General features: G+C 63.6%; 10 protein-coding genes. 4 read left to right on the forward strand and 6 right to left on the reverse strand.

Going from position 1 to position 12,746, the window contains the following annotated elements:
- Window positions 1-280: 280 nt before the first annotated feature.
- The 3 genes from JMY28_RS10160 to JMY28_RS10170 are packed head-to-tail and all read left to right on the forward strand — an operon-like array spanning window position 281 to window position 6,544.
- A complete protein-coding gene (locus JMY28_RS10160; protein ID WP_201695771.1) occupies window positions 281-1,930 on the forward strand; it encodes an efflux RND transporter periplasmic adaptor subunit in 1,650 nt (549 codons plus the stop codon).
- A gap of 3 nt (window positions 1,931-1,933) precedes the next feature.
- Window positions 1,934-5,098 carry an efflux RND transporter permease subunit gene (locus JMY28_RS10165; protein ID WP_201695772.1) on the forward strand — a complete coding sequence of 1,055 codons (3,165 nt, stop codon included), beginning with the start codon at window positions 1,934-1,936 and terminating at the stop codon, window positions 5,096-5,098.
- Between the two features lie 3 nt (window positions 5,099-5,101).
- The gene (locus JMY28_RS10170; protein ID WP_201695773.1) at window positions 5,102-6,544 is read left to right on the forward strand and encodes an efflux transporter outer membrane subunit; all 1,443 of its coding nucleotides are present in this window, start codon (window positions 5,102-5,104) and stop codon (window positions 6,542-6,544) included.
- An 85-nt stretch (window positions 6,545-6,629) separates the two neighbouring features.
- Here the strand turns inward: JMY28_RS10170 and JMY28_RS10175 are convergent, their stop codons facing one another.
- The 4 genes from JMY28_RS10175 to JMY28_RS10190 all read right to left on the reverse strand — a co-directional run bounded on the left by JMY28_RS10175 (window position 6,630) and on the right by JMY28_RS10190 (window position 9,801).
- Entirely contained in the window at window positions 6,630-6,851 is a 222-nt protein-coding gene (locus JMY28_RS10175) for a hypothetical protein (protein ID WP_201695774.1), read from the reverse strand.
- Window positions 6,852-7,001: 150 nt separating this feature from the next.
- Entirely contained in the window at window positions 7,002-7,367 is a 366-nt protein-coding gene (locus JMY28_RS10180; protein WP_028205078.1) for a hypothetical protein, read from the reverse strand.
- 279 nt (window positions 7,368-7,646) lie between these two features.
- The gene (locus JMY28_RS10185; protein WP_201695775.1) at window positions 7,647-8,222 is read right to left on the reverse strand and encodes an ankyrin repeat domain-containing protein; all 576 of its coding nucleotides are present in this window, start codon (window positions 8,220-8,222) and stop codon (window positions 7,647-7,649) included.
- Between the two features lie 187 nt (window positions 8,223-8,409).
- A complete protein-coding gene (locus tag JMY28_RS10190; protein ID WP_201695776.1) occupies window positions 8,410-9,801 on the reverse strand; it encodes a TIGR00366 family protein in 1,392 nt (463 codons plus the stop codon).
- 506 nt (window positions 9,802-10,307) lie between these two features.
- On the opposite strand from JMY28_RS10190, the gene JMY28_RS10195 reads away from it, so the two are divergent.
- Complete coding sequence (locus tag JMY28_RS10195; protein ID WP_201695777.1) at window positions 10,308-10,964, forward strand: peroxiredoxin; 657 nt, start codon at window positions 10,308-10,310, stop codon at window positions 10,962-10,964.
- A 104-nt stretch (window positions 10,965-11,068) separates the two neighbouring features.
- Here JMY28_RS10195 and JMY28_RS10200 read toward each other — a convergent pair whose 3' ends face one another.
- Together JMY28_RS10200 and JMY28_RS10205 are read right to left on the reverse strand one after the other, a co-directional pair.
- On the reverse strand, window positions 11,069-11,932 hold the full coding sequence (locus JMY28_RS10200; protein ID WP_201695778.1) for an ABC transporter permease: 864 nt from the start codon (window positions 11,930-11,932) through the stop codon (window positions 11,069-11,071).
- A gap of 18 nt (window positions 11,933-11,950) precedes the next feature.
- Window positions 11,951-12,745, reverse strand: coding sequence for an ABC transporter ATP-binding protein (locus JMY28_RS10205; protein ID WP_201695779.1), 795 nt, complete (start codon window positions 12,743-12,745; stop codon window positions 11,951-11,953).
- Between the last annotated feature and the right edge of the window lies 1 nt (window position 12,746).

Below are 12,746 nucleotides of genomic sequence, written 5' to 3' on the forward strand. Positions count from 1 at the left end.
TCTCTATACGCAATCGTTGCGCATATCTGTGCGAACGTTAGCGAACGATCAGCGCGTATTCATTTCGGATTTCGAAACGAATTCAGTCACTGTTTCCCCGTGCGTGCCTGCCATGTCATCGCGTGCGAATTTTTGGCCATCCTGAATCTGCTCTGTCGCGAAAGACAGTAGTATTTGCTCGAGCACCAAAGTCAGTGGCGGTGATTCGACTGGATCGCCCGCGCGCGCCTGATTTGGTTTCGTCGGTCCAGCGCAGATCGTCGACAACACGGAGAACAGCATGACTCACGGTATTCGGGTGGCCAGCTTGTGTCTGTCGTTGGGACTGCTGGTAAGTGTCGTTGGATGTCATGAAAACAAGCCAGCTGCTGAAGCACGACCTGCCGCGAACGTCGACGTGATCAATGTTGCGCTGCGCGACGTGCCCGTGGTTTTCGAGTACGTGGGGCAGACGGAAAGCTCGCAGCAGGTCGAAATTCGCGCGCGCGTGAACGGTTTCCTCGAAAAGCGCGTGTATACGGAAGGCTCGCTGGTCCATGCGGGCGACGTCATGTTCGTCATGGACCGCAAACCGTTCGAGGCCACGCTCGACGCCGCGAAGGCCGAGCTTGCGCAGCAACAAGCGCGGCTCCAAACGGCGCAGGCCAACCTCGCCCGCGTGCGTCCGCTGGCCGCGAAGAACGCCTTGAGCCAGAAGGATCTCGACGATTCGATCGGCCAGGAGCAGGCCGCCGCCGCCGCTGTCGAAGGGGCGAAGGCGAATGTCATTAGTGCTTCGCTCAATCTCGGCTATACGACGATCACAGCGCCGGTCACCGGTCTTTCGAGTTTCGCGAAGAGGCAGGATGGCTCGTATATTGATGCGGCCAATAGCCTGCTCACTTACGTGGCCAAGCTCGATCCCATGTGGATCAACTTCTCGCTCTCCGAGAACGAGATGCTCAACCTGCGCACGCAAACGCAGAACGGCACGCTCAAGCTGCCGCCGGTGGGCAAGCTCGAAGCGGTGATCGTGCTCGCAGACGGCAGCATCTATCCGGAGCGCGGCCACATTGCTTTCACCGACGCCTCGCTTAGCTCGGAAACCGGCACCTACCTGATTCGCGCCGCCATGCCGAACCCCACGGGGTCGCTGCGGCCCGGTCAGTTCGTGCGCATCAAGCTGCTGGGCGCGCAGCGCAGTTCGGCGGTGGCCGTGCCGCAGTCGGCGGTGCAGCAGGGGCCGCGCGGCGCGTATGTGTGGACCGTCGACAAGGACGGTAAGGCGCAGCAGCGCGTGGTGGAAGCGGGCGAGTGGAACGGCAATGCCTGGGTGATCAAGTCGGGCTTGCATCCTGGCGATCATGTGGTCATCGACAATACGCTGCGGCTCATGCCTGGTGCGCCGGTCAAGGCGAATCTCGTGGAGACGCCGTCCGCGGCGGTGAATATTGGCGCAGCGGCCGATGGGCAGGACAGCGGAGCAGGCGGCGGGGCGCAGGCGGGCGCGGCTGGGGCTTCCGGCCCGGCTGCGGCGAATGCGAGCCCGAGCGCGAACGCTCAGGCCAACGCGGGAACGAGCGCCGCTCAGCCGGCCGCTGCTTCCGGCGAATCCGACGTGTTGGGCGAACACACTGCGCTTTACTTCGCATCGGGCAGCGCGAGCCTCGACGCCCAGTCGGCCGACGCGCTCGCGGGCGTGGCGCGCCGTCTCGTCGCCGAGCCGGGCCTGCGCTTGGTGATTTCCGGCTACACCGATTCGACTGGCTCGCAAGCCGCGAACCAACGTCTCGCGGCCGCACGCGCGGCCACGGTGCGTGCGGCGCTGGTCGTGGCCGGCGTGAAAACCGAGCGCATCGAGATGCGCAAGCCGGCGCAGGTCGTCGCCAATGATCCGCCCGACAAATCCCGCCGCGTGGACGTCACGTTCTCGCCCGCTGCGGGAGGTTGAACGATGAAGTTCTCCCACTTTTTTATTGACCGACCGATTTTCGCGTCGGTCGTCTCGATCGTGCTCGTCGTCGCGGGTCTCGTGGCGATGTTCAACCTGCCGATCGCCCAGTTCCCGGACATCGCGCCGCCGACCATCACGGTGAGCGCCACGTATCCGGGCGCAAGCGCCGATATCGTCGCGCAGAACGTGGCCGCGCCGATCGAGCAGCAGGTGAACGGCGCGGACAACATGATGTACATGAACTCGTCGAGTTCCTCGACGGGCAACATGACGCTCACGGTGTACTTCAATATCGGCACCGATCCGTCGCTCGCCCAGGTGGACGTGCAAAACCGTGTGAACCTCGCGTTGCCCTTCCTGCCCGATTCCGTGACGGCGCAAGGCGTGTCGGTGCAGAAGCGCTCCTCCGCGTTCATGATGGTGATCGCGATCTATTCGCCCGATAACTCGTACGACGCGGCCTATGTGGCGAACTATGCGAACGTCTACGTGCTCGATGCGCTCAAGCGCATTCCGGGCGCGAACCAGGCGTCGATCTTCGGTTCTGCTGACTATGCGATGCGCGTGTGGCTCAAGCCCGACCGTATGGCGAAGCTCGGCATTACCGTGTCCGATGTGCAGAACGCGATCGCGCAGCAGAACCAGCAGTTCTCCGCGGGCCGCCTCGGCGCGGCGCCGACCAACAAGCCCGTGAACCAGACGTTCCCGGTGACGACGAAGGGCCGTCTCACCGAGCCCGCCGATTTCGACAACATCATCCTTCGCGCGGCGTCGGGTGACGCGGCGATCGTGCGCCTCAAGGACATTGGCCATGCGGAGCTCGGCGCGAAAGATTATTCGCTGCGCGGCCGCTACAACGGCAAGACGGCCACACTGCTCGCCGTGTATCAGCAACCGGGCGCGAATGCACTGCAAGTAGCCAAGCAGGTGCGCCAGACACTCGAGCAGTTGAACAAGAGTTTTCCGCCCGGTCTCAAGTATGAAGTCGCGCTCGATACGACCGAGTTTGTGCACGAGTCGATCAACGAGGTGGTCCATACCCTGCGCGATGCGGTGATTCTCGTGATCATCGTGGTGTACATCTTCCTGCAAAGTTTTCGGGCGACGCTCGTGCCGCTGCTCGCCGTGCCCGTGTCGATCATCGGCGCGTTCATCGGCATGTCAGCGTTCGGCTTTTCGATCAACATGCTCACCTTGTTCGGCATGGTGCTGGCCATCGGTATCGTGGTGGACGACGCGATCGTGGTGATCGAAAACGTCGAGCGCAACATGAGTGAGTTCAAGCTTCCACCAAAGGAAGCGGCCAAACGCGCGATGGACGAAGTGAGCGGACCGGTGGTGGCGATCGTGCTGGTGCTGCTCGCGGTGTTCATACCAGTGGCGTTTCTCTCGGGGATCACGGGGCAACTCTACAAGCAGTTCGCCGTGACGATCGCAGTCTCGGTGGTGCTTTCGGGTATCGTCGCGCTCACGCTTTCGCCCGCGCTCGCGGCCATCCTGCTCAAACCGGGCGAGCACAAGAAGAACCGCTTTTTCCGCTGGTTCAATGAGAAGTTCGACAGCCTTACAGAGGGCTACGGCAGCTGGGTGCAAAGCGCGATACGACGCGTGGTGCTCTCCATCGGGTTGATCGTCGTGATGCTCATCGTAACGGTCGGCCTGTTCAGGCATATTCCATCGTCGTTCCTGCCCGTGGAGGATCAGGGCTATCTGTTCGGCGCGGTCGTGATGCCCGACGCGGCGAGCCTGGATCGCACGGGTGACCTCTCGAAAAAAGCGGAGGACTGGTTCGCGAAACAGCCTGCCGTGAGTTCGGTGGCGGCGCCGATCGGCTACAGCCTGATCGACTCGCAGTACAAGTCGAACGCGGGCACCCTGTTCGTCACGCTCAAGGGCTTCAAGGATCGCGGCGAGAATGGCACCGCGCAGGATTTGATCCGTGATGCCACCAAAGAATTCTCGACGTTCAAGGACGGCGTGGTCGTGCCGCTCAATCCACCATCGATCCCGGGCCTCGGCACAACGGGCGGCTTCGAGTTCTGGCTGCAAAGCACCGGCGACGGCACCTATCAGCAGCTCGAAGACAAGGTGCGCCAGGTGATTGCGAAGGCGCGCCAGAACCCGGCGCTGCGGGGCGTGAATTCCACCATCAACACGAATTCGCGCCAGTTGCTGGTGGAAGTGGACCGCGAGCGTGCGGAAACGCTCGGCGTTCCGGTTCAGGACATCTATACCGCACTCCAGACGATGTTCGGTTCCCTGTATGTGAGCCAGTTCCCGAAGGGCAGCCGCCTCTTCCAGGTGATCATCCAGGCCGAGCCGCAATACCGCTTGACCCCGGACGATATCCAGCAACTCTACGTGCGCAACCGCAACAACGACATGGTGCCGATCAAGGCCGTGACGACCTCGCGCTTCGTGCCTGGACCTGACATCGTGAACCGCTTCAATAACTTCCCGGCGGCGAAGATCACCGGCGACGCGGCGCCCGGCCACAGTTCGGGCGAGGCGATCGCGGCGATGGAACAAATCGCCAATGAAGTGCTGGGCGAGGGCTACAGCTTCGAATGGAGCGGGCAGGCGTACGAAGAGAAGAAGGCCGGCTCGACGGCGGCGCTCGTGTTCGGCTTCGCACTGCTGATGGTGTTCCTCATTCTCGCGGCGCAGTACGAGAAGTGGTCGCTGCCGGTTGGCGTGCTGCTCGCCGTGCCGTTCGCGATCTTCGGGGCGCTGGTGGGCATCTTGTTGCGCGGCATGGAAAACGACGTGTACTTCCAGATCGGCTTGACCGTGCTGATCGCGCTCGCGGCGAAGAATGCCATTCTGATCTTCGAGTTCGCGGTTGAAATGCGCGAGAAGGAGAACATGTCGCCCTACGAGGCCGCGCTGCATGCCGCGAAACTGCGCTTGCGGCCGATCATCATGACCTCGCTCGCGTTCATTCTGGGCTGCGTGCCGCTTGCCATCGCCAGCGGCGCATCGGCCGCGAGCCGGCGCTCGCTCGGCACCGGCGTGATCGCGGGCATGCTGGGCGCCACAGTGATCGCGCTCTTCTTCATTCCGATGTTCTTCTGGGGACTGGAAACGCTCTCGTCGCGCAAGAAGCCGGACGCCACGCCGCATGCCAGCACGCCCCCTGCGGCGCCGCCTTCGCAGGAGGGCTGAGCGATGAAGACACGTTTGAATCGCACGCTGCGTCCCTTCGGGCTAATCGTCGCGACGGCATGCCTTGGCGCTTGCGCGGTCGGGCCCGACTATCACCGTCCCACGGTCGAGACGCCGTCGACGTTTCGCTACGCCTCCCCGCAGGCGGAACCCGTCGACACCTCGCTCGACTGGTGGAGGCAGTTCAACGACCCGGTGCTCGACGACCTGGTCACGAAGGCGCTTGCGCAGAACAAGGATCTCTTGATTGCGGCGGCGCGCGTCGAGGAGTTCTACGGGCGTTACGTCGTGACGCGCGCGGGCCTTTTCCCGCAGGTTTCGGCGAATTTTGGCGCTGCGCGTAGTCGTGGCGTTCCGGCGCCTGGCTTCCCACCCGTGGTTGGCAACCAGGTGCAGTTGAACGGCGCGGTGTCCTGGGAACTCGATTTGTTCGGCCATTTGCGCAGGCTCACCGAAGCGGCGCGCGCCGATTATCTGAGCACGCAGTCCGCGCAGCAGGCCACACGCATTTCCATCATTGCGAACGTAGCCACGTCGTATGTGCAGCTGCGTGACTTCGACAATCAGCTCGTCATCGCGCAGGACACGCTCGAAAGCCGCAAGGGCGCGCTCGATCTCTTCAACGAGCGCTACGCAGGCGGCGTCGTTTCGAGGTTGCAGGTGAGCCAGGCGCAGTCGGAGTATCAATCGGCGCAGACCTCTGTGTATTCGATCCAGCAGGAAATCGCGACCCAGGAAGACGCGATTTCGCTGCTGCTGGGCCAGAATCCGGGGCCGATTGCGCGCGGCAAGTCGATCACCGAGCTTACCGCGCCTGCCATTCCCGCTGGCTTGCCGTCGACGCTGCTGGAGCGCCGCCCCGATATTCTGCAGGCCGAACAAACGCTCATTTCGGCGAACGCATCCATCGGCGCAGCGCGCGCGCTGTATTTCCCGCAGATTTCGCTCACGGGATTGTTCGGCGCGGCGAGCACGGCGCTCTCCGGGCTATGGACCGGCCCCGCGCGCGTCTGGTCGTTCGCGGGCGCGGTCACGCAGCCGATTTTCCAGGGCGGCGCGATTGCGGGTGGTGTGCATCAGGCCGAAGCCGTGCAGCAGGAAGCGCTCTTCAGCTACGAGCAGACGATCCAGCAGGCCTTCGCCGATGTCGAGAATGCGCTCGTGGGCGTGGCGCGTACGCGCGATCAGCTGGATTCGACGACGCGTCAGGTGGCTGCACTCGTGGAATACACGTCAGTTGCGCGCGATCTCTATGAGGGCGGCTACACGAGCTATCTGGAAGTGCTCGACGCGGAACGCAGCCTCTTCAATGCGCAATTGCAGCAGTCGTCGCTGCAGGACCAGGAACTCGCGCAGATCGTGAGCCTGTACAAGGCGCTCGGTTATGGCTGGACGCCGGCAGCGCCGCCGCCGGCGGCGGACAGCGCGAAGCCGTCGCAGTCTTGAACCGCGACGGCTTCACTTCGAGGTGGCGTGACTAGCGTGATCAGGGTCACGCAGGGCGAACCTGGCGCGGGCGCGCCGGTTCGCTTCATGGACTTTCCGAGTTGAGCCAGCGCAGCGATTGCGGAGCGGGCCGGGTGGCTTTCGCGGTTGGCACGGCTTTGGGCGCCGGCTTCGCGACTTTTTGCAACGGGATGGGCCGGGCGGCGTTGAGGGCGGCTGCATGGCCGCCGGTTTGCGCGAGCGCGACGGGGCTTGCCGACGCGAACGCGAGCAGCGCGGCGAACGTCAGGGCGTGGGGGCGAGTCATCTGAGTTCTCCCGCGTGATCAAGCGGCAGGCGTTGGGTAAAAGGCCAGCGCTGCAAGCGGAAGTATGTTCCGAGGATAACCACCACGCGTCCATCATCTGATGGAGAAACGCGTGGCTTGTGCGGCGAACCCCGCTTAACGGGTCCGGATTCAGTCGGCGGGGCGGCGGTCGGCGAGCGCTCGTTCGCAGTCCTTGAGCACTTGCAGGACGAGTTTCGCCTGGTAGTTCAGGTCGTCGGTGTCGAGAATCTCCTCGACGGCGTCGCGTGCCCAGACCGCGTCGACGAACCATGCGTGCTGCTGCGCGATGTCCTGCGCCATGGCGGCGAGCCGTGCAATGGCAAGCCAGTCGGCCTCTCGCGCGTGACGGTCGAGCCACTTGTGCGCCGCCTGGACGTGAAAGGCCGCGTTGGGCCAGGATTCGTTGAGATAGTAGGCCCCGAGGCTCCCGCAGGTGAGCCAGCAGAGCAGCTCCACGCGATCGCGCGGACTCAGATGGTGGCGTACATCACTCATGGCGACGCTCGCGAAAGTAACAGAGTTCGATTGACGGGTGCGTGCAGACTTTTCGAATCCGATGACAAAACGATATCACGGCTGGTGGAAAATCACCTGCCCCGCACTGACGCTGCACGCACGGGTGTCACATGGATAGCGTCGCCTGGCGGCGCGTTGTATGCAAACCAGGAGTGACACCAGGAAGGCGCATGCCGTTATGCGCTTTGCAGCGTTTCGCGTGCCTGCTTCCTGCCGCCGTTTTTCCGGCGCTCGATCGGGCCCCTTGAGCGACGCGCGCTACGCGCCCTTGCGGCCGTCTTTCCCGGCGAGTTGGGCGGCCGTGTCCACCGCGCCCATGGCGTTCGCCACGTCGAGCGCGGTGTTGCCCGCGGCGTCGTGCGCCGCCGGGTTCGCGCCGCGCGCGAGCAGCAGGTCGACGATATCGGAGCGGTTGAACATGGCGGCGATCATCAGCGCCGTGCGACCGTCAGGGGAGGCGCCTTCCACGTCGGCGCCACTTTCCAGAAGGGCGCTGATCACGTTGGCGTAACCCTTGAAGGCTGCGCCTGCGATCGGCGTTTGCCCGTTGTCGTTGCGCAGGTTGGGATCGGCGCCTCGCTGCACGAGCGCGCGCACGGCGGCCGCGTGACCGTGATAGCTCGCGAGCATCACGAGGCTGTCGCCTTTTTCGTTGCGCAGGTTCGGCGGCAGGCCCTGGTCGATCAGTGTGGCGAGCGTGTTGGCTTCGCCGCGGCGCGCGGTATCGAACACCTGGCGCGCGAACTCGACGAAACGCGGATCGAGTTCACCGTCGCCTTCCCCGGAACCGGACGAAGAGGACGAGGGTGCGGAAGGCGGCGCGCTGGCGGTCATGGCAGTCTCCTGATTTGGATTGCGTATCGATTCGGCGCAGCATGCCGCCGTCGAAGCCCGCTCATTGTCGCCGATCTTCGCGAGCCGCGAGGCCAAGGCGTCGCACGCACAGAATGAAAAAGGCGCTGCCCGAACCGCTAAAAAGCGGCCGGCGCAGCGCCTTCCTTCATGCGGAGACCGCGAACGCTCAGGGCACGAGCCAGAGCGCGGCGGCGTAGATCACGAGCGACACGGCGAACGTCACGGCGGTATAGCCCATCACGCGCTGAATGCGGATGCCCGCGATCGCGACGATCGGCACGGCCCAGAACGGCTGCAGCATGTTCGAGACATTCTCGGCCATCGCCACGCCCATGGCGGTGCGCGGCACCGAGGCGTGCAGGCTCAGCGCGGCTGGCAGCACGAACGGGCCTTGCACGGCCCAGTGGCCGCCCGCGCTCGGCACGAGCAGCGTGATGATGAGCGAGCTGAGATAGCTCCAGAGCGGCAGCGAAAGCGGCGTGGCGATCGTGACGAAGGCCTTGGCGATCATCGAGGCGAGGCCCGTGCCCTTCATCACGCCCATGATGCCGCCGTACACGGGGTACTGGAGCAGCATGGAGCCGGTCTGGCGCGAGGCGCGCCGAATGGCATTCGCGTAGGCGATGGGTGTGCGCTGCAGCGCGAGGCCGATCAGCAGGAAGATCAGGATCGTCGTGTTGATGTCGAGATCGAAACCCTTTTCGCTCCATTCCATCGCGAGATAGCCCGCGCCGAGCACGATCAGCAGCAGCGTGCCGAGCATCGACTGTTCGAGGCGCGATGCGAACGAAGGCGTGCCGTTGCCGACGCGCGCGTGCGGATCGTCGCTGACGCCGGCATCGTTCGCTTCGGCTTCGGCCGCCTGTGCGAAGGGCGCCACGTGCTCCGGCTTCGGATGCATGCGGATGAAGACGAACGTCATCACGACCACGACGAGCACGGTCGGGATGAAGACGAACGGCGCGAACACTGTCTCGCTGAGCGGAATTACATGACCGGTCGCCTTTTCCACGAGATTGAGCGCGTTGCCATGCGAGGCTTGCGAGAGGGCGATTGAACTGGAGAGCCCGCTATTGCAGATCGACCATGCCGAATAGCTGCCGGCCACGAGCCACGCGAAATCCACGTTCACGCGCTTGGCGATTTCGCGCGAGAGCAGCGCGCCGACGATCAGGCCGAGGCCCCAGTTCAGCCAGGCCGCGATGGCGACGACCGGAAACACCAGCAGCGCGGCGCGCGCCGGTGTTTGCGCCTTGGCCGCGAGTGCGCGCAGCACGCGCTGGATCACAGGCGCCTCGGCAATGGCATAGCCCGTGGCGAGGATCAGGATCATCTGCAGCGCGAAGCCGAGAATGCCGAACGTGCCTTCGTACCAGGAACTGAGCAGCGTGGGGAGATTCCCGTGCGGCGCGATCAGAAGCGCGAGCACCGCGACGAAGAAGGTGAGGCAGATGGACAGAACGAAGGGGTCGGGCATGACCCGCTCGAAAACATACACGAGGGCGGCGACGACACCCTGGCGGGAATCGCGCGGTTCAGTCTGGAGGTCTCTTTTCATGCTCTTTGCGCTAGGTCGTAGCGTGTGGCTACTGGCTGGCCGGAGCGAACAGGATCGGCGTGACTTGCGGGTGGTCCCGGCACCGTGCGGCTGGCAAGCCAGTTAGCGCGTGGTGGACGGGGAGGCAGGTGCGGCTCCTCCATGAGCGAGAGGCGATGCCGCCCCGGCGCAGCGGGTTCATATCACGCCTTGCACGCGCGGATTTGCACGGCAAGACGGCCAGCCCGTTCTTATTGTTCTCGTGTTCGAAATACGAACACGGTTTCGATTATCGAACGAGGCATTATTCGCTTCATGCGGAGTGGATGTCAAGGCTGCAACATCGCGCAGGTGCAATCTTTTAGCGATAAATAAGTGTGAGATCGATTCAGGTTGTAATGAAAATGAAATGGGAAAGAAATTCCGAAAGCGTCACGCAGACTACGTAAAATGCAGAAGCGGAAGCTACTTTCGCGCGCACGCAGACCCTTCACGAGCTGTAAATCACCACATTCAGGAGACTGAAGATGACGATTCGTCTTGGAGAAGATGCACCGGATTTCACCGCGGAGACCACCGAAGGCAAGATTCATTTTCACGAATGGATTGGCGACCATTGGGCCATCCTGTTTTCCCATCCGAAAGACTTCACGCCCGTCTGCACGACGGAACTTGGCTACATGGCGAAGCTCAAGCCGGAATTCGACAAGCGCAACACGAAGATCATCGGTCTGAGCATCGACCCCGTGAGTGACCATGAGAAGTGGGTCAAGGACATCGAGGAAACGCAGGGCAGCGCCGTCAACTATCCGATGATCGGGGATCACGACCTCGCCGTCGCGAAGCTCTACGACATGATCCACCCGCAAGCGAGCGGCGCGAGCCCGCGCTCGGCCGCCGACAACGCCACGGTGCGCTCGGTGTTCCTCATTGGGCCGGACAAGAAGGTGAAGGCGATGCTCGTCTACCCGATGAGTTCGGGCCGCAATTTCGACGAGGTGCTGCGCTTGCTCGATTCGCTACAGCTCACCGCGAAGCACACGGTGGCGACGCCGGTGAACTGGAAGCCGGGCGACGACGTCATCATCCCGACTTCGGTTTCGGACGATGCGGCGAAGCAGAAGTATCCGCAAGGCTTCAAAACGCTCAAGCCGTATCTGCGCACGGTCGCGCAGCCGAAGTAACGTTTCGGGCTGCAAAAAAAACGCGGCGCACTGGCAGTGCGCCGCGGACCACGGGCCGGGGAGGCTTGTGCCTCACACGGCCCGGACAGGGGAAACCGGCTGGATCAGTTCGAAGGCGTGGGACGCCACTTGAGCAAACGATGCTCGAGTGCGGTGAGCAAATAGTCGGCGGCGAGCGCGACCACGGCGAGCACGATCATTGCGGCGAACACGCCGCTCGCGTTGAACGCGCCCTGCGCCGTCGAGATCAGCAGACCAATGCCTTGCTTCGAGCCGAGGAATTCGCCCACCACGGCGCCGACCAGCGCGAAGCCGAAGCTCACGTGCAGGCTCGCGAGAATCCACGAAAGCGCCGAGGGAATCACGACCGAGGTCGTCACCTGGCGGCGCGACGCGCCGAGAATCTGCGCATTGGCGATCATGTAGCGGTCGGCCTCGCGCACGCCCTGGAACGCATTGGCGAACACCACGAAGAACACCATGACCACGGCAAGCGCCACCTTCGACGCCATGCCGAGACCCAGCGCGATCACGAACACCGAGCCGAGCACCACGCGCGGAATCGAGTTGGCGATCTTGATGTAGAGGCTGAACACGTCGGAGAGCAGCTTGTTGCGGCCGAGCACGATGCCGCAGAACACGCCGGCCACCGAGCCGATGATGAAGCCGAGCCCCGTTTCTTCCAGCGTGACCCAGACCTGCGTGAGCAGCGGACCCTGCGAGGTGCCGTTCACGAACCAGTCGATGATCTGATCGAAAATGGCCGTGGGCATCGAGAAGAAGAACGGATCGATCCATTTGAGGCGCGCGGCGAGTTCCCAGCCGCCGAGCACGACGACGAGCACGAGAATGCGCAGCGAAATGACGAGCACGTGGCGCTGACGAATGCGCTTTTGCGCGGCGCGCTCGACGGCGTCGAGCGAGGCGGTATCGAGGCCTTGCGGCAGGGTTTGTTGCGGGGTGGACATATTCAACGGCTCCGGTTGTCAGGCGATCTGCACTTCTTCGCGCAGGTCGTGCCAGATCTGGCGCGACAGTTCGACGAAGTGCGGCGCGTAGCGGATTTCGGACGTCACGCGCGGACGCGGCAGATCGATCTCGTAGACCTTCTTGAGCGTGGCCGGGCGCGCGGTGAGCACGAACACGCGGTCGGCGAGCGCAATGGCTTCTTCCAGGTCGTGCGTGACGAATACCACCGACCCGGTGCCGCCCCACAGTTGCAGCAGCTCGTCTTGCATGAGCGTGCGCGTTTGCATGTCGAGCGCCGAGAACGGCTCGTCCATCAGCAGGATTTCGGGCTTGTTGATGAAGGTCTGCGCAAGCGCCACGCGCTTTCTCATGCCGCCCGAAAGCTGATGCGGATAATGCTTGCCGAAGTTCGCGAGGCCCACGCGGCGCAGCCATTCGTTGGCTTCGTCGTAGGCCGCCGACTTCGAGCGGCCGCGATAGAGCGGACCGGCCGCCACGTTGTCGAGCACCGAGCGCCACGGGAACACGGCGTCGGCCTGGAACACGAAGCCGATGCGCGGATTGATGCCGTTCACGGGCGCGCCCATCACGCGCACTTCGCCCGTGGTGGGTTTGAGCAGGCCCGTGATCATGCTCAGCGTGGTGGACTTGCCGCAGCCCGTGGGCCCGACGATGGCGACGAACTCGCCGCGCGCGACCGACATGCTGAAGTCGCGCAGGGCAACGGTCGCTTTGCCGTCCGGTGAAATGAAACGGCACGAAACATTGCGCAGCTCGATGGCCGGCGTGCCTTGCGAATGGGAGGAAGTCATT

It is taken from the genome of Paraburkholderia hiiakae (genome assembly GCF_904848665.1).
Taxonomy (GTDB): Bacteria; Pseudomonadota; Gammaproteobacteria; order Burkholderiales; family Burkholderiaceae; genus Paraburkholderia; species Paraburkholderia hiiakae.